This is a genomic window from Nocardia sp. NPDC051570 (assembly GCF_044454005.1).
Classification (GTDB): Bacteria; Actinomycetota; Actinomycetes; order Mycobacteriales; family Mycobacteriaceae; genus Nocardia.
The window spans coordinates 1-17,269 of the sequence record NZ_JBITDI010000029.1; the positions used below are offsets into that span (position 1 = coordinate 1).

At 66.1% G+C, this 17,269-nt stretch carries 15 protein-coding genes; 7 read left to right on the forward strand and 8 right to left on the reverse strand.

Annotated features, from left to right (window positions below):
* Positions 1-371, reverse strand: a 371-nt coding sequence (locus tag ACIA76_RS40435) for a hypothetical protein (protein ID WP_397160327.1), incomplete at its 3' end; no start/stop codon positions are given.
* 181 nt (positions 372-552) lie between these two features.
* On the opposite strand from ACIA76_RS40435, the gene ACIA76_RS40440 reads away from it, so the two are divergent.
* On the forward strand, positions 553-1,452 hold the full coding sequence (locus ACIA76_RS40440) for an ABC transporter ATP-binding protein (RefSeq protein ID WP_397160329.1): 900 nt from the start codon (positions 553-555) through the stop codon (positions 1,450-1,452).
* A 96-nt stretch (positions 1,453-1,548) separates the two neighbouring features.
* Here ACIA76_RS40440 and ACIA76_RS40445 read toward each other — a convergent pair whose 3' ends face one another.
* On the reverse strand, positions 1,549-2,850 hold the full coding sequence (locus ACIA76_RS40445; protein WP_397160438.1) for an IS256 family transposase: 1,302 nt from the start codon (positions 2,848-2,850) through the stop codon (positions 1,549-1,551).
* A 118-nt stretch (positions 2,851-2,968) separates the two neighbouring features.
* Between ACIA76_RS40445 and ACIA76_RS40450 the strand changes: the two genes are divergently transcribed.
* From ACIA76_RS40450 to ACIA76_RS40460, 3 genes are all read left to right on the forward strand, one after another.
* Positions 2,969-3,220 (forward strand): transposase, encoded by a 252-nt coding sequence (locus tag ACIA76_RS40450; protein WP_397160331.1) that lies wholly within the window; start codon positions 2,969-2,971, stop codon positions 3,218-3,220.
* A gap of 624 nt (positions 3,221-3,844) precedes the next feature.
* Positions 3,845-5,416 (forward strand): hypothetical protein, encoded by a 1,572-nt coding sequence (locus tag ACIA76_RS40455; protein ID WP_397160440.1) that lies wholly within the window; start codon positions 3,845-3,847, stop codon positions 5,414-5,416.
* A gap of 610 nt (positions 5,417-6,026) precedes the next feature.
* Positions 6,027-6,698 (forward strand): hypothetical protein, encoded by a 672-nt coding sequence (locus ACIA76_RS40460; protein ID WP_397160333.1) that lies wholly within the window; start codon positions 6,027-6,029, stop codon positions 6,696-6,698.
* Here ACIA76_RS40460 and ACIA76_RS40465 read toward each other — a convergent pair.
* From ACIA76_RS40465 to ACIA76_RS40475, 3 genes are all read right to left on the reverse strand, one after another.
* A complete protein-coding gene (locus ACIA76_RS40465; protein WP_397160335.1) occupies positions 6,636-7,262 on the reverse strand; it encodes a hypothetical protein in 627 nt (208 codons plus the stop codon). The two genes, ACIA76_RS40460 and ACIA76_RS40465, sit on opposite strands and share 63 nt — an antisense overlap.
* Entirely contained in the window at positions 7,259-8,476 is a 1,218-nt protein-coding gene (locus ACIA76_RS40470; RefSeq protein WP_397160337.1) for a tyrosine-type recombinase/integrase, read from the reverse strand. Before ACIA76_RS40470 ends, ACIA76_RS40465 begins: the two co-directional genes overlap by 4 nt.
* Before the next feature lie 360 nt (positions 8,477-8,836).
* Complete coding sequence (locus ACIA76_RS40475; RefSeq protein WP_397160338.1) at positions 8,837-9,559, reverse strand: hypothetical protein; 723 nt, start codon at positions 9,557-9,559, stop codon at positions 8,837-8,839.
* A 96-nt stretch (positions 9,560-9,655) separates the two neighbouring features.
* Between ACIA76_RS40475 and ACIA76_RS40480 the strand changes: the two genes are divergently transcribed.
* The 3 genes from ACIA76_RS40480 to ACIA76_RS40490 all read left to right on the forward strand — a co-directional run bounded on the left by ACIA76_RS40480 (position 9,656) and on the right by ACIA76_RS40490 (position 12,111).
* Positions 9,656-10,018 carry an ArsR/SmtB family transcription factor gene (locus ACIA76_RS40480; protein ID WP_397160340.1) on the forward strand — a complete coding sequence of 121 codons (363 nt, stop codon included), beginning with the start codon at positions 9,656-9,658 and terminating at the stop codon, positions 10,016-10,018.
* Between the two features lie 75 nt (positions 10,019-10,093).
* Positions 10,094-11,218: an epoxide hydrolase family protein gene (locus ACIA76_RS40485; RefSeq protein ID WP_397160342.1), complete on the forward strand. Its 1,125-nt coding sequence runs from the start codon at positions 10,094-10,096 to the stop codon at positions 11,216-11,218.
* Positions 11,219-11,292: 74 nt separating this feature from the next.
* Positions 11,293-12,111 carry an alpha/beta fold hydrolase gene (locus ACIA76_RS40490; RefSeq protein WP_397160344.1) on the forward strand — a complete coding sequence of 273 codons (819 nt, stop codon included), beginning with the start codon at positions 11,293-11,295 and terminating at the stop codon, positions 12,109-12,111.
* Positions 12,112-12,165: 54 nt separating this feature from the next.
* On the opposite strand, the gene nuoN is transcribed toward ACIA76_RS40490, so the two are convergent.
* The 3 genes from nuoN to nuoL are packed head-to-tail and all read right to left on the reverse strand — an operon-like array spanning position 12,166 to position 17,269.
* Positions 12,166-13,785 (reverse strand): NADH-quinone oxidoreductase subunit NuoN, encoded by a 1,620-nt coding sequence (nuoN, locus tag ACIA76_RS40495; RefSeq protein WP_397160442.1) that lies wholly within the window; start codon positions 13,783-13,785, stop codon positions 12,166-12,168.
* On the reverse strand, positions 13,785-15,395 hold the full coding sequence (locus ACIA76_RS40500; protein WP_397160345.1) for an NADH-quinone oxidoreductase subunit M: 1,611 nt from the start codon (positions 15,393-15,395) through the stop codon (positions 13,785-13,787). The genes nuoN and ACIA76_RS40500 overlap by 1 nt, the downstream gene beginning before the upstream one ends.
* Positions 15,392-17,269, reverse strand: a complete 1,878-nt coding sequence (gene nuoL / locus ACIA76_RS40505; RefSeq protein ID WP_397160444.1) for an NADH-quinone oxidoreductase subunit L — start codon at positions 17,267-17,269, stop codon at positions 15,392-15,394. The genes ACIA76_RS40500 and nuoL overlap by 4 nt, the downstream gene beginning before the upstream one ends.

The window sequence follows — 17,269 nt, forward strand, 5'->3', positions numbered from 1 at the left end:
CCGCCTACTACAACCTGCTCACCCGGGCCCGGGAAGCGGCTGGGCTGCATCCCGGCCTGATGCTGCGTGCCCTGCTCACCGCCGCTCACACCCTCCTCTACACCGCCGCGATCGCGGCCGCGGTGGCGGCGATGGCGTGGTTCACCACCCCGTTCCTGTTGCTGGCCGTGCTGCCGGTCTGGGTAGTCTCGCGGCGCATCAACCGCGACTGGCACCACCTCATGGCCAGCCAAGCCGAATACCGGCGCACCACACTCCATTTGGAACAAATGCTCACCGGCCGCGACCAAGCCGCCGAGATCCGCGCCTTCGCCGCCGGACCGGAACTCCTGCACCGCTGGCAGCACACCCGTACAGATCTGCTGGCCCACCAGACGCGCCTCAACCGCGTCAACGCCTACCGCAGCCTGGCCGCCCACGGCTCCAGCCAAGCCATCACTCTCGCAATGGTTCTCGTCCTGGGTGTCCTCGCCTACACCGGCACCCTGCCCCTGGCGACCGCCGCCACCGTGCTCGCCGCGATCCAGCTCCTGTCAGGACAATTCACCGCCATTGGCACCCTGCTGTCCACCGTCGGCAAAGGACGACTGTTCATCGCCGACATCATCACCTTCACCCAACACCCCAGCGCCACACCACCACTGCCCCCACCACGACCATTCGGGCTCACTGACCGCCCGCCGCATCGGATTCACCTACCCCGGCACCGATACCCCCGCCCTCACCGATATCGACCTGGACATCCACGCCGGACAGATCATCGCCCTGGTCGGCTACAACGGCTCCGGGAAAACCACCCTCACCAAAATCCTCGCCGGGCTTTATCCGGCCACCACCGGGCAGTTGTGCCGCGACGGAAAAGCGGTGACCGGCAACGACTTACCCGCACTGCGGGCCGCTGCCACCATCCTGCTGCAACACCACATCCACTACCCGCTCTCGGCCACCGACAACATCGCACTCGGCGACCCGGACCCCGACCCCATCCGTGTCACCCAAGCTGCCGTCCACGCCGGGATCGCCGACCACTTCGCCACCCTCGATGACGGGTACGACACCCTGCTGAGTAAGGAACGCAGCCGCGGTATCGACCTGTCCGGCGGGCAGTGGCAGAAAATCGCCCTGGCCCGCGCGTTCTACCGCGACACCCCGTTGATCATTCTCGACGAACCCACCACCGCATTGGACGCTCGCGCCGAGGCCGACCTCTACAACCACATCCGCGAGTTGTTCACCGACCACACCATCATCCTGGTCACCCACCGCATGGCCAGCGTCCGCCACGCCGACCGCATCTACGTCCTCAACGGTGGCCGCATCACCGAAACCGGCACCCACCAACAACTCCTCGACCTACACGGCACCTACGCCGAACTCTACGACCTCCAAGCAGCCCCCTACTACGACCACCAGCCATATCAACCGAAACCCCCACAACCGCAACACCAGTAACCCGCATGCCCGCTCACCTGCCGAGCCAGCCACAGAGAGTCACCCACGAAGAGGTTCGGCGGGTTGCCCATTGCTACGACCGGTGGATGAGATGTTTCAGGCGATTGCTGTGCCGCGTGATTCGGCCGCCTCCTTCGGGGTGATGTCGACGGGCCGTTCGAGCAGTTTGCCCTTGTGGAACAAGGCACCGGCGCGGACGAGCGCGACCAGCTCGGGGGCGTTGACCTTGCGCCAGCGGCCCTGTGCTGCCTCGATCAGCTTGTAAGCCATGGCGATTCCGGCCGCACGGGAGCCCGGCCCCTTGGTGACCTTGGTGCGGAGCCGGACGGAAGCGAAAGTTGATTCGATGGGATTTGTGGTGCGCAGGTGGATCCAGTGCTCGGCCGGGTATTTGTAGAACGCGAGTAGCACGTCGAGGTCGCCGGTGATTTTCGCGGCCGCTTTCGGATACTTTGTGCCGTAGTCGATTTCGAATGCCTTCACTGCGAGTTGTGCCTTGTCGATGTCTTCGGCGTTGTAGATCTCCTTCATCGCCGCGACCGCGCCCGGATGCGCCGATTTCGGCAGCGCGGCAAGTACATTCGCAGATTTGTGGAACCAGCAGCGCTGCTCTTTCGTTTCCGGGAACACATCGCGTAGTGCTTTCCAGAACCCGAGCGCGCCGTCGCCGACCGCGAGCACCGGGGCGGTCATCCCGCGACGGCGGCATGACCGCAGCAGATCCGCCCACGACTCGGTCGATTCCCGATACCCGTCGGCGACCGCGATCAACTCCTTACGGCCGTCGGCCCGCACGCCGATCATCACCAGCAGGCACAGTTTCTCCTGCTCGAGACGCACTTTGGTGTGGATACCGTCGACCCACAGATACACGTAATCGGTGCCCGACAGGTCTCGCTGCGCGAACGCGCGGGCTTCGTCCTGCCACTGGCCGGTCAACCGGGTGATCGACGCCGGTGACAGTCCGGCGCCGGAGCCGAGAAAGTGTTCCAGCGCCGGTCCGAAGTCCCCGGTCGACAGCCCGTGCAGATACAGCAGCGGCAGCACCTCGCTGACCTGCGGGGACTTACGCACCCAGGCAGGCAGGATCGCCGAGGAAAACCGCTGCCGCTCACCAGATTCGACATCAACGCGCTTGTCGTTGACCCGTGGCGCTTTCACCGTCACCGCGCCCGCGGCGGTCAAAACCTGGCGTTCGTTGTGGTAGCCGTTGCGCACCACCAGCTTCCGGCCGTCCTCGTCGACCTGGTCGGCGAACCGCTCGACATAGGCAGCGACCTCGGCCCGCAAGGCGGCTTCGAGCATCCGGCGGGCACCTTCGCGCACGATCTCGTCGATCGGTGAACGCGACACCCCGGCCGCCACACCATCCTGATCGGACTCCGCGCGGCCGTCGATTACCTTGAGCAAGGAACGTACCTTCCCGCCCGGCGTTGGCGCGCCGGACTGATCAGAACCTGGATTCGAAGATCATCCGGGAAGGCACTCCTTCCCGGTCAACCACAGGTTCTGATCATTGCTCCGCCACCGCCGCGGCCAGCACCTGGATGCCTGGATCGCCGCAGCCCAGGCCAGCGACGTCGCCCAACTCCAAGGATTCGCGGCCGGACTGCTCAAGGACTACGACGCCGTCCGCAACGGACTCACCCTCCCCTGGATCAGCGGCGCCGTCGAGGGCACCGTGACGAAATTGACGGCGCTCAAAAGAGCCGTGCACGGCCGGGCCAACTTCGATCTCTTGCGCCGCCGCCTGCTACTCAACATATGACACCGATCAGCAACGCCACCAACAACTTTGTGCCTGAGCCAGAAAGAACTGGCCATTGCGAGCCTATCTCAACACCCTTCCCGGTCCAGTCGAATAGCCAATGGCCTGGTGTGATGCGGAGCTGCTGACACTGGCATATGGGCCCTGCCTGTCAGTGTCGCCTGTCGAGCAGTCGGGACCGCATCGACGAGGCGGCGTTGACCGCGGGCAATTCCCTGTGTGCGGCCAGGCCAGCTACTAGCTACCAGAAATGATGAGGAAAGTGTTCGCACAATGAGAAACGAAGGTTCATGACATCTAGCCTCCATCAACGGATGCGCGATAAACGTCGACATACCCGCGCGGCTGGGGCCGCCACGATTACTCCCACGGAGCCGATAATGAACAGGCGAGATCGGCATCCGATCGGCATATTGGCTGTGTCTGTAATTGCTGCGCTATCAATAGGATTGGTGAATCCCGCTGATGCGTCTGCACGGCGGATCGGCTCGTACGACGTCTACGGAGCGATCGAGGTCGAGTACGACCAAGCCGGTGGGTCCAACCTCTTCGGTAATCCCGTGAACGCGGAATCGGACGCCGCGCGCGGGGGGGCGTTGGCAGGCCTTCGAGAAGGGCAGCTCGATCTACTGGCACCCGAACGTGTCCAAAGGCCACGCCAATCAGGTCGGTGGTGCGATCCGGGACAAGTGGCGCGATCTCGGTTGGGAGAACAGCACTCTCAAGTATCCGACGACCCGAGAGTTGGCCGCCCGTAAACCGGGGCGCTTCAACCACTTCGAAGGCGGGTCCATCTACTGGTCGAGCAATACCGGAGCGCACAGTAGTTGGGGCCGGATCCGCGATAAATGGGCCGACAAAGACTGGGAGAGCGGGCCACTCGGGTTCCCTGCCACCGATGAGTTCAAGGCGAAGAACAACGGCGCCGGACAGCACTTCGAGAGCGGATCCGTCTACTGGTCCGGTAACACCGACGCGCACAGCAGTTGGGGCCGGATCCGCGACAAGTGGGCCGACAAAGACTGGGAGAACGGGCCACTCGGCTACCCAGCGACCGACGAATTCAAGGGCAACAACAACGGTGCCGGACAGCGCTTCGAAGGCGGATCCGTCTACTGGTCGGGCAATACCGACGCGCACAGTAGTTGGGGTTTGATCCGCGACAAGTGGGCCGAGCTCAAGTGGGAGAACGGGCCACTCGGCTACCCCGCCTCGGATGAGTTCAAGGGCAACAACAACGGTGCCGGACAGCACTTCGAGGGCGGGTCCGTCTACTGGTCGGGCAACACCGGCGCGCACAGTGTCTGGGGCGCGATCCGCGACGCCTGGTCGAACCAGAACTGGGAGAACGGCCGATTCGGGTACCCGACCAGCGACGAGTACGACTACAACGGCGGCAAGGCACAGAATTTCCAGGGCGGACGCATCGACTGGCTGCCCGGCGACCCTGCCAACCCCTCCAACGGCGACCGGGGCGTGAAGAACCGAGGGCGGGTCGGCCCGCCGCCGAGGATATCCGACCCGGATCCCAACGGAGATAAGCCCAGCTGGGATCCGTCGGACGTCACAAGGGAAGCCCCCTCCGATTCACCGGATTCGGCCGGCGGAGACTCGGTGCAGCCCAGCCTGCCTCCCACGTCCTCCTCGAAGCCGTCGTCGGGTCCGTCGTCGTCGGCCACGCCCTCGATGCGTCCCAGCGCTCCTGCGCCGGTGCCGTCGGTTGTTCCGACGCCGAGGGCAACGGCATCTCAGACACCGCCCCGCACCACGCCCAACGGTGGCGCGGCGGCTCCGGCCGGGTACACACCAACGCATCGGCAGGGATCGGAATACGACATGGCCGAAAACTGCGGCCTGGATGTTCATAACCCGCACGCGTCGTACACGACACCGGACCAGATCCATACGCGTATCGAAGCCTATTGCAACAATGCACCCGAAAAACCCAAGATCGATGTCGTCATGTACACATACCGCAGCCGTTGGTGGGGATGGCAAGAACTCGCCGGTAAGCATTACGGGAAAACAAAACCATTCAACCGCGTGACACTTGTCGTAAGTTGCCATAGGAATACCTTCTACAAATATAGGACCGAAGCCATTTTTGAGGCCGACCTCAACGGGAAGAAGTACAGCACGGACTCGGCTAATGAGAACTTGAAAGAAATAGAATGCTACGACAAACGATGGGGATGAGACGCGCAGCGATCGCTACCCTTGTCGCCGCGCTGTGTTCTGCATGCGGCGCGACAGCGGAAGAGGGCGACGCAGGCGCCGCCTCTCAGCAGGACTCCACGGTGCAGAGGCCGCTTTTGCCCCGTGAGGATCAGACGATCCGTGGAGGCGTCCCGGAAGCCCGTGCCGGGAGGGTCACCCTCCCGGCCGTGGCCGTGGACTGGGACGGTATCGACCCTGGTGCCTCGGTCGCTCCACCCGAGGAGCTGGTATGGCCATCCGCGCTCGCAGAAACAGGCGACCAGCAACTCACCCTGGCGACTTCCGCGATCCCCCGCCGGACAGTGGTGACGATGGCGGATCGGATAACGGCATCAGGCCTCCCCGACGAAGAGTCCATCGTCGGGCCCAAATGCCAGTACATCCAACAGCCCGACACTCGCCCATATCCTGGTGAATGCCGGTACTGGAGAGACAGAGATCGTATCGTGGTGAGTTTTTCCGGAAACCGTGAACGGCATGTCGTGGTGCAGTGTGCGTGGTTCACGGAATCTGCCGGGCAGCAGCCTGTGCGGGACACGGTGTCGGCGTCGTGGGCGCTGGTCAACCCGGGAAGGTAGAAGGTAACTGAATGTGGGTATACGCCAAGGACGAGGTCGCACTGAGCTGGGAACCGCACCCGGAGAGTGAGCAAGCAGCATGGCTGACCGCGAACTGCGAAGCCATCGAGCGTGACGATTGGTGGCTGTCGGTGTTCTACCCCCACGTTGGACGGATCCTGCATCCCGCCCGCAACGGGCGGGATGCGGTCTCGTGGGCACAGGTCGCCGCCCACACCGGCGTCACCCTTGAGGCGGACACGGTGTTCGCCGATTTTCTCGGCCACGACCGCGACGACCCGAACTATGAGATCCCTGGGCTGTACGACGAGCGTCCATGGCTCGATCTGCTACCCGATGACGTGCTGGAGGCGCTGCTCGCAATCCTCACCCCGCAACCAGAGTGGGGACTGATCTGGCCGGACACAGCTGGCCTGGAGCGGCTCCTGCAGCAGGCCGCCTCATTCGCCGACGATCAACCGCATCGCACTCCCTACCGGATGCTCCGGCGCACAACTGAAACCGTCGATCGTGAACTCACCGGCCGTGGCCCGAACATCTGGTGGCCCGACGATCGGTCGTGGTGCATTTACACTGGCATCGATTTCGACTGGACCCTGATCGGCACACGCTCCCCGACGTTATTCGACCGCCTGACCACCGATCCGGCCATCGAGATGCTGACCCCATCTGCGCGACCCTGACCCCAATGTCGTATCCGACGCAACTCGGCTTCTGAGAACCGGTGGAGGGTAGCCGAGGTGCGCGGCGATCACCGGCCAGGGCACGCCCGCTTCGGCCAGCCACAGCCCGCACGTGGTGCGCAGGACGGCCACCGGGGGCCGCCGTCCGCCCAGCAGCTCATCGGCGACCGCCAGTACGGCTGGCCGCCAGATCCGCCGCGCATACCGGGTCATCAGCCCCGGCCCGCACGCGCCCTCGATGCGGAACAACTTTCCACCAACGTTGTCGACGTTCAAGCGGTTGAACAGGTTCTGCGGTACCACGATCGTGCGCGGGCACATGGCGGGTGCGAGAACCCAGCCACCGGGGCCTGGCCGCCAGGTCCGCTCGATTCGGACCGTCCCGCGCGCGGGGTCCAGAGCGGTGTCGGCCAGCGCGGCGGCCTCGCCGAGCCGGGCTCCGGAGATGACCAGGAAATCGGTGAGCACCCGCCATGGTGGCGGCATCTGCTCGGTGATGCCCTGATACTGCAGGGTATTCAGCGCGCCGGGAAACCGAAGTGTGTTGTCGCCCATCGCGTTCATGCCGCCTTCCCGTCCGCTGCGGGGGTGGGGAAGAACAGCACTTCCGCCGCACCGCCACTGCCGGGTGTCGAGGTGGGTGCGGGATCGGGTTGGCGGGGTGCGAGGTTCGCGCCGATCACCGCTGCCGCCGACGCGGCAGCATTGCGATCCAGGTGCCCATACACATCCACCGTGGTCTTGATCGACTCGTGCCCTAAATGAGCCTGCACCACGTGGATAGGCACCCCGGCGGTGAGCATCCATACCGCGCACGAGTGCCGTAGATCGTGGATGCGAGGGCGCTTGCCGTTCAACGGATCCCCCGCCATCAGCGACAGAGCGTCGCGGGTCGGTACCCACACGTCCTTGTAGAAGTACCACATCCGCACCGGCGAACCGTCGTCGAGCGCGAACAGCCACTCGTCGAGATCGCGGCCGTCGAGGGGTAGTCGCGCGACGAGATGCGCGGGCAGGTTGATGGTCCGGGTCGACTTCTTCGTCTTCGGCGCACCCAGCACCGGCTTGTTCCCGGTGTACTTCCACGCCTTGTGAATCCGCGCGGTGAGCTTGCTGCGGTGGATGTCGCGCACCCGCAGCGCGGTCACCTCACCCCACCGGGCGCCCGAGGCGATGAGGAATTCCACCAGCAGCCGCCACCGCTCCGGCAGCGCCGCCAGCAGCGCTGCGAACTCGTCCGGTTCGAGGAAAGCCATCTCGGTCTGGACCACGCGCGGCAGTTTCGTGTGTGCGCACGGGTTCTCGGTCAGCAGCTTGCGGCGCACGAGTGCCTTGCACAGCTGGAACAGCACGCCGTGTTTGTTGGCGATGGTCTTGGCGGCGTTGCCGACGTTCTCGGCCAGGTGGTTGACCCAGCGCGGGATCATCAGATCGGTGAACACCGTGACGGGGGAGTCCGCGCCGAAGAACGGCTCGATGTCGTTGACCAGGATCTTCTTGTACCGGTTACGAGTCCCCTTTTCGATCCCGGTCAGCCCATCGATGATCTCGGTGCAGATCTCATGCACCGTGGGCGCTGTAGTGATGTCGGCGGGGGTGTCGACGGAGTAGAGCATGCGCAGCCACTCGGGCGCGCTGACCAGATCCAGGACCTTCAGCCACCGGTCGGCCTCCGGCCAGGTGTCGAACTTCTCGCAGCCCTGGCTACCTTGGTACCAGTAGATGATCTGGTAGTAGGTGCTGCCGTTCTTCCGCGTGCGTTCGCGGATCTTCGCCATGAAAACCTCTGAGGTACATATCGGCTCCAACAGGTCACACGTCGTGTCCGATGTGGTGAAACTGCCGACTGTCCTCGAATGCCACGAAAACCGTGACCGCGCATGACCGCAAACCAGGGGCAAACCGAAATTTGCCCCTGACCTGCGTCTTCACAGCGGAGGATAGAGGATTTGAAACCCTAAGGGCGACAACACAGTCCCGAGACTTCCGAGGACATGGAACACCCGCTGTTGCCGCACGGCGCGCGACCCGCTGGGGCGAAAACGATCGTTTGCCGACAACGTTCGCGAGATCGACGGCCCGCCAATGGCTGTGCTTGTCCGAACGCCCACACCGCGCGGGACGTTGGTGGTATCTGATCAGATGATGTCCGCGGCGATCAGAATGCCGATGATCAGTAGTACGGCGGCGGTGATCAGGTTGGCGCTCTTGTCGATCCAGGCGCCGCGTAGCTGGTAGCCCGCGAGGGTGCCGAGGGTGGTCAGTCCGACGATTGTGCCGAGGGTGACCAGGGAGAACACCGCCAGTGTGCCGAGCGCGGCGGCTACTCCCACGGCGCTGGCCGCGAGGAAGACCGGCAGGATGGTCAAGTCTGGTGAGGCGGCGGCGCCGAACGGTACGGCGAAGGCGAGTAGCTGGGTGGCGTGATTGCGGTGGTGGCTGTGCGGATGCGCAGTGCCCGCGGCGATTTCGAGTGATTCCGGGGTGTGCTCGTGGGCGGGGCCGTGATGGCGATGTCCGTGTGCGTGTTCATGGTCGGCGTGGCTGTGCCCGCGGCCCAGCAGTTCCAGGACGACGAACAGGACTCCGGTCGCGATCAGCAGCCCGCCGACGATCGCGGACTCGTGACGTTCGACGGTGGAGCGGAATTGCAGCCCGACGCCGATCACGATCGCGCCCAGGATCAGCGACAACCCCACGTGCGCCACACCGGCCAGCCCGGACAGTCGAAGCACCCGGCGCAGCGGATAGCGCTGCATGCGGGCGATCACCGCCAGCGGTACCCAGTGGTCGGGAAGAACAGCGTGGCCGAAGCCGACGCCGGCCGCAGCGGCCAGCAGGGCGGGGGCGGTGAGACTCATCGCGACCTCCAACGCGAGTTACCTGGGGACCCGGCCACCATAACAGAAAACATGAAGACGTCTTCATGTGTTGTACTCACGGTAGGCTGCCCGGGTATGGGACATGGAGTCGAGGGCCGCACCCGGCCGGTGGCGCGCCTGGACGCCGATGCCGCCGCCCACGTCGCGACCACCCTGCAGGCATTGGCCACACCGAGCCGACTGCTGATCCTGACCGAACTGCGGCACGGGCCGTTGCCGGTCACCGAACTCGCCGAAGCGGTCGGCATGGAGCAGTCCGCGGTCTCGCATCAACTACGCCTGCTACGTAACCTCGGCCTGGTCGTCGGTACCCGCGCCGGCCGCAGCATCATCTACAGCCTCTACGACACCCACGTCGCCCAACTCCTCGACGAGGCCATCTACCACAGCGAACACCTCCGGCTCGGCCTGTCCGACCGGCCCGAAACGGCTGGCTGACAAGGGCACTCCGCCTTCCACCATGCCATCGGTTCAGGACACGATCCGGCCTGAATGGTTCCTACCGTCGAGGATATGACCAGCATCGAGCCCTTCCGCATCGACATCCCCGACTCCGAGATCGACGACCTGCGCGCCCGCCTCGGCGCCACCCGCTGGCCCGCCGAACTGCCCGGCGTGGGCTGGGATTACGGCATTCCGACCGGCTATGTGCGCGCGCTGGCCGAGTATTGGCGCACCGGCTACGACTGGCGGCGTCACGAAAAGGCGCTCAATGCCATTCCGCAGTTCATGTCCGAAATCGACGGGCAGCGGCTGCATTTCGCCCATATCCGCTCGGCCGTGGCCGGGGCGGTGCCGCTGGTGCTGGTGCACGGCTGGCCGTTCGCGGACTTCCGGGAGTTGATCGGCCCGCTGGCCCACGGCGGCACCGAACGCGACGCCTTCCATCTGGTGATCCCGACGCTGCCCGGCTTCGGATTCTCCGGTCCGACAACCCGACCGGGTGCGGCCGCGACCGAGCGCTCCGCCGCACTGATCGCCCGGTTGATGGCGCGGCTGGGTTACGACCGCTACGGCGCGCAGGGCGGGGACGCGGGATCGTTCATCGCGCCGGAACTGGGCCGCATCGATCGCGGCCACGTGCTGGGTGTGCATCTCAACGATCCGATCACCATCCCGGCCTGGGACGACGACGGCACCGGCTACACCGACGCCGACCGGGACAAGCTTGCCGCCCTGCGGGATTGGAGCAGCAACGGCACCTCCGGCTATGCGGGCATCCACGGCACCCGGCCGCAGACCCTCGCGCCCGCGGTCACCGATTCCCCGGCGGGGTTGCTGGCCTGGGTCCTCGATGTCGTGCACACCTACATGAATCCGGCCAAGGTGCTGCCCGAGGACGCCATGGACATCGACGCGCTGCTGACCGCGATCAGCATCCTCTGGTTCACCGCGACCATCGGCCCCTCGATGTTGCTGTACAAGGAGTCCGGCGCATGGGGCGCGGCCGTCACCGACTCCGGCGTGCCGACCGGTGTGGCGATCTTCCCGGGCAGCACGGTCATTCGCGGCGTCGCCGAGAAACAGCACACTGTCGTGCACTGGTCGGAATACGACCGCGGCGGGCATTTCGCGTCGATGGAGGCGCCGGATCTGCTGATCGAGGATCTGCGCGGCTTCTTCGGCGCGCTGCGCTGACTCGCCGGGCGGGCCGATGAGTTTCGGGGCCCCGGGGAGTCCAATGAGAGATACCTCGATCTCCAGGAGAATCCATGACCTCGTCCGTCCCCGTCAGCGCCGACACCCTCGCCATTCCCGACGGCCGCCTGTACTACGAACTGCGCGGGAGCGGTCCGCTGCTGGCGCTGGTCGGCTCGCCTATGCATTCCGCGCCGTTCGCGCCCGTCGCAGAGGCGCTCGCGGCCGATCACACGGTGCTGACCCTCGATCCGCGCGGTCACTTCGGTAGTGTGCTCGACGATCCGGACTCCGATGCGACCGCCGAGCTGCGCGCGGACGATCTGGCCCGGCTGCTGCGCCACGTCGGTGCGGGGCCGGCGGTGGTGTTCGGGTCCTCCGGCGGCGCGGTCACGACTCTGGCGCTGCTGCAATCGGATCCGGAGCTGGTCCGCGTCGCCGTGGCCCATGAGCCGCCGCTGGCCGAACTGCTCGGCGACCGCGAACACGCCCGGGCCGTGCGCGCCGAGATCAGCGGCGCCTTCGCCGCGGGCGATCAGGAGGGCGCCATCCGCAAGTTCTTCGACCTCGCCGAGGTGCGTATGCCGGAGCAGATGATCGAGCAGATGATCGCCGACGCCCGTGCCACCGATTTCGCCAACGAGCGGTACTTCTATCTGCACGAACTGGAGTGCACCGCGGGCTGGACGCCCGATCTCGAGGCGCTGGGCAAGGTTTCGGATCGGCTGATCATCGGGATCGGTGACACCTCGGCCGGACTGTTCTGCGACCGCACCTCGCGCGCCCTGGGTAAGGAACTGGGCGTCGAGCCGGTGCTGTTCCCCGGCGGCCACGGCGGATTCATGGAGAACCCGGCGGCGTTCGCCGACCGCCTGCGCGCGGTCACCGCCTGAAAGCACTGTGCCCGGATGCATCGAATGCATCCGGGCACAGCATGTCTCGACGAGTCAGCGCACGAACACCGCGGACCGCTGCGCCAGATCCAGCAGCGGCTGCGGCACGATACCCAGCACCAGGGTGGCCGCGGCGGTCACCGCGATCACCGTGCTGGTCACCGGCGGCCCGACGATCTGCGGCGCGTCGGCGGGCGGATCGGTGAAGAACATCAGCACGATCACCCGAATGTAGAAGAACGCCGCCACCGCACTCGAGATCACACCGACGATCACCAGCGAGGCGAATCCGCTGGAACTGGCGGCGGTGAACACCGCGAACTTGCTGATGAATCCGCTGGTGAGCGGGATCCCCGCGAACGACAGCAGAAACAGCGCGAAAACCGTGGCCAGCCAGGGAGATCGGCGGCCCAGCCCGGCCCACGACGCGAGTGCCGTCGCCTCCTGCCCGGACCGATCACGCACCAGCGTCACCACCGCGAACGCGCCGACCGTGCCCACACCGTAGGCGGCCAGATAGAACAGCACCGCCGACACCCCGTCGATATTCCCGGCCGCCAGCGCCGTGAGAATGAAACCGGCGTGCGCCACCGACGAATACGCCAGCATCCGCTTCACATCGGTCTGGGTGACCGCCATGATCGCGCCCACCGCCATGGTCGCGATCGCGACCGCGGCGATAATCGGCCGCCAATCATCACGCAGCCCGGGCACGGCCATCTGCAGAATGCGCAGCAGCGCACCGACTGCCGCGATCTTGGTTCCGGCGGCCATGAACGCGGTCACCGGCGTCGGCGCGCCCTGATACACATCGGGCACCCAGGACTGGAACGGCACCGCACCGATCTTGAACAGCAGCCCCACCGCCAGCATCGCCAACCCGAGCACCGCGAGGGTCTTGGAATTGGTGTCGCGGCCCAGCGCCTCGGCTATCCCGGCGAAGCGCACGGTCCCGGCGTACCCGTACAGCAGCGCCATCCCGTAGAGGAAGAACGCCGAGGAGAACGCGCCCAGCAGAAAGTACTTCAGCGCCGACTCCTGCGACAGCAGCCGCTGCCGCCGCGCCAGCCCGCACAGCAGATACAGCGGCAGCGACAGCACCTCGAGCGCCACGAACATCGTCAGCAGATCGTTGGACGCCGGGAAGAGCAGCAGGCCCCCGAGCGCGAACAGCGCCAGCGGGAACACCTCGGTGGTGGCGAAACCGGCTCGGGTGGCGGCGATCTCGTCGGGAGAGCCGGGCATCGCGGCTGCCTGCGGGGTGAACGCGTCGATCGCGATCACCCCGGCCGCGGTCGCCGCGGCCCGGCTCCACGTGCCCGGACCCTCCTTGCGCGCCAGCCGCGGTTCGATACCGCGCTCGGCCATCAGCGCCAGCCCGAGGATCGCGGTCACCAGGATCGTGCCCTGCAGGAACAGCGTCACCCCGTCCACCGCCACCGCGTACACGATCGCGGTCGCTTCGGTGCCCGACAGCATGATCACCGCGGCGAGTGCGAGACCGCAGCCGAGGAATCCGACGACCAGTTGCAGCGGATACCGCCACGCGCGGGGCGCGAACGCCTCCACCAGCACGCCGATCACCGCCGCGGCGAAGACGATGAGCATCGGTGAGAGCAGCCGGTATTCGATCGACGGAGCCGGAACCGTCGCCGCGGCCGCGAGAACCTGAATCACTTGTGCGCACCTCCACTGGGAGTGGCGGCCTCCGGCCGCACCGTGGGCCCGGGATCATGTTTGCCGATGGTGGTCAGCGTGCCGGCCACCGCCGGATTGATCAGATCCAGCACCGGTTTCGGATAGGCGCCCAGGAACAGCAGCGCCGCCAGCAGCGGCGCGACCACGACCAGTTCACGCGGCCGCAGATCGGTCACCCGCTCGTTGCCCGCCTTCACCGGGCCGGTCATCATCCGCTGATACATCCACAGCACGTACACCGCCGCCAGCACCAGCGCGCTGGTGGCGATGATCGCGGCGACCGGATACCGGGTGAATGTGCCGATCAGGACCAGGAATTCGCTGATGAACGGCGCGAGTCCGGGCAGCGACAGTGTGGCCAGGCCCGCGATGAGGAAGGTGCCCGCCAATATCGGCGCCACCTTCTGCACCCCGCCGAATTCCGCGATCACGCGCGTGCCGCGGCGCGAGGTCAGGAATCCGGCGATCAGGAACAGTGCCGCGGTGGAGATGCCGTGATTGACCATGTACAGCGTCGCCCCGGCCCCACCCTGATTCGTCAGGGCGAAGATGCCCAGAATGATGAACCCGAAATGCGAGATCGAGGTGTAGGCGATCAACCGCATGACATCGGTCTGGCCGATCGCCAGCAACGCGCCGTACACGATGCCGATCACCGCGAGCACGCTGATCAGCGGCGCGTAACTGCTTGTCGCGGACGGGAACAGCAACAGACAGTAGCGCAGCATCCCGAACGTGCCGACCTTGTCGACCACCGCCATCATCAGCACCGCACTGGCCGGGGTCGCCGAGACCGCGGCGTCGGGCAGCCAGGTGTGCAGCGGCCACAGCGGCGCCTTCACCGCGAACGCGAACATGAATCCGAGGAACAGCGCGTTCAACACCGCCGGGCCCGCACCCAATTGACCGGAGTTCGCGGCCTCCATCACGGCCCGGAAGTCGAATGTGCCGCCGTTGCCGCCCAGATGCTGGCGCGCGGTGAGCACATACAACCCGATCACCGCGGCCAACATGATCAGACCGCCGAACAGGTTGTACAGCAGGAACTTCACCGCCGCCCGCGACCGCTGCTGGCGATGGGCCAGATCGTCACCGCGCGGCCCGAACCCTCCGATGAGGAAGTACATCGGGATCAGCATGACCTCGAAGAACACGTAGAACAGCAGAATATCGAGCGAGGTGAACGAGATCAGCACCATCGCCTCGACCACCAGCGTCAGCGCCACATAGATATGCGCGACCCGCTGCCCGGTCCCCGCCTCACGCTCATCGCGCCACCCCGCCAGGATCAGCAGCGGCACCAACGCCGCGGTCAGCACCACCAGCACCAGCGCGATCCCGTCGACCCCGAGGGTGTATCCGGCCCCGAAAGCCGGTATCCACTCATGGGATTCGACGAACTGATACCGCGCACCGCCCGGCTCGAACCGCACCGCCACCACGATCCCGATGGCCAGGGTCGCCACCGAGACGGCCAGCCCGAGCGAGCGGGCCAGGGTGCGCTGCGCCGCGGGCATCACCATCACCAGCACGGCACCGGCCAGCGGCAGCACCCACAGCGTTGTCAGCCAAGGAAACTCGTTCACAGGAGCCTCACTGCCAGCAGGGCAGCGACCACCAGGGCCGCGCCGGTGAACATGGACAGGGCGTAGGAGCGGACGAATCCGGTTTGGACGCGCCGGATTCGGGCCGACAGGCCGCCGATCAGGGCGGCCGTCGAGTTGACGAGGCCGTCGATGCCGCGGTTGTCGAGGAAGACCAGCGCGCGGGTCAGGTACGCGCCGGGGCGCATGAATACCGCCTCGTTGATCGCGTCGCCGTACAGGTCGCGGCGCGCGGCCACGGTCAGCGCGGTCACCGCGGTGGGCGCGGTCTCGGGCACCTGCTGCAACTGGTACTGGCGCACCGCGATCCACGCGCCGATCGCGACCACGACCAGTGCGACGATCGAGATCACCACGGTCGATGCGCCGCTCTCGGCATGGGATTCCTGCCCCACCACCGGTGCGAGCCAGTTCTTCAGCGAGGATCCGAAGACGAACAGCCCGCCCGAGAACACCGATCCGAACGCCAGCAGGATCATCGGCCCGGTCATGGACACCGGTGCCTCATGGGGATGGGCGTCGGCATGCCAGCGCTTCTCACCGAAGAACGTCAGCAGCATCACGCGGGTCATGTAGAAGGCGGTGATGCCCGCGCCCAGCAGTGCGGCCGCGCCGAGGGTGAATCCCGTTGCGCCGCCGTGCCCGAACGCCGCCTCGATGATGGCGTCCTTGGAGAAGAACCCCGCGAACGGCGGCACCCCGATGATCGCCAGATAGCCGAGCCCGAAGGTCGCGAAGGTGATCGGCATGACGGTGCGCAGCGCACCGTAGCGGCGCATATCGGTCTCGTCGTTCATGGCGTGCATGACCGAGCCCGCTCCGAGGAACAGTCCGGCCTTGAAGAAGCCGTGGGTCAGCAGATGCATGATCGCCACCGCGTATCCGGCCGGGCCCAGACCCGCCGCCAGCACCATGTACCCGATCTGGCTCATGGTCGAGGCGGCCAGCGCCTTCTTGATGTCGTCCTTGGCGCAGCCGATGATCGCACCGAACAGCAGTGTCACCGCGCCCACGATCAGCACCCCGGCGCGCGCGCCGGGCGCGAGATCGAAGATCGGATTCGAGCGCGCGATGAGATACACCCCGGCGGTGACCATGGTCGCCGCGTGGATGAGCGCCGACACCGGGGTCGGGCCCTCCATCGCGTCCCCGAGCCAGGACTGCAGCGGCACCTGCGCCGATTTACCGCACGCGCCCAACAGCAACAGCAGCCCGATGACCGTGAGCGTGCCCTGACTCGCATGCGGCGCCCCGGCGAACACCTGCCCGAAGTCGATGGATCCGAAGGTGGCGAACATGACGAACAGGGCGATCGCCAGCCCCATATCGCCGACCCGGTTCACGACGAACGCCTTCTTGGCGGCCGTTGCGGCCGAAGGCTTCTCGTACCAGAACCCGATCAGCAGATATGAGGCCAGGCCCACGCCCTCCCACCCGAGATACAGCACCAGGTAGTTGCCGGCGAGGACCAGGATCAGCATGGCCGCCAGGAACAGGTTGAGATAGGCGAAGAATCGCCGCCGCCCCGGATCGTGGTTCATATAGCCGACCGAGTAGAGGTGGATCAGCGAGCCGACGCCGGTGATCAACAGTGCGAAGCACATCGACAGCTGATCGAGCCCGAGCGCGAAGTCGACCTTCAGCCCGGCCGCCGGCACCCAGCTGAAGAAGGTGTAGTGATAGGACCGGTCGGCCGTGGTCTTGCCGAGCATGTCGGTGAACGCCCACACCGCGACGCCGAACGATCCCAGCGCCATCAGACAACCCAGCCAGTGCCCCCAGCGATCGCTGATCCGGCCCAGCAGCAACAGAATTGCCGCACCGGCCAGCGGGAGGGCGGGCAGCATCCAGAGCAT

Bases quoted from the DNA above. Each gene is read 5' to 3' on its own strand.
- ACIA76_RS40460 (WP_397160333.1), top strand. From the start codon at position 6,027: ATGTGGGTATACGCCAAGGACGAGGTCGCACTGAGCTGGGAACCGCAC.
- ACIA76_RS40465 (WP_397160335.1), bottom strand. From the start codon at position 7,262: ATGAACGCGATGGGCGACAACACACTTCGGTTTCCCGGCGCGCTGAAT.
- ACIA76_RS40470 (WP_397160337.1), bottom strand. From the start codon at position 8,476: ATGGCGAAGATCCGCGAACGCACGCGGAAGAACGGCAGCACCTACTAC.
- ACIA76_RS40475 (WP_397160338.1), bottom strand. From the start codon at position 9,559: ATGAGTCTCACCGCCCCCGCCCTGCTGGCCGCTGCGGCCGGCGTCGGC.
- ACIA76_RS40480 (WP_397160340.1), top strand. From the start codon at position 9,656: ATGGGACATGGAGTCGAGGGCCGCACCCGGCCGGTGGCGCGCCTGGAC.
- ACIA76_RS40485 (WP_397160342.1), top strand. From the start codon at position 10,094: ATGACCAGCATCGAGCCCTTCCGCATCGACATCCCCGACTCCGAGATC.
- ACIA76_RS40490 (WP_397160344.1), top strand. From the start codon at position 11,293: ATGACCTCGTCCGTCCCCGTCAGCGCCGACACCCTCGCCATTCCCGAC.
- nuoL (WP_397160444.1), bottom strand. From the start codon at position 17,269: ATGCTCTGGATGCTGCCCGCCCTCCCGCTGGCCGGTGCGGCAATTCTG.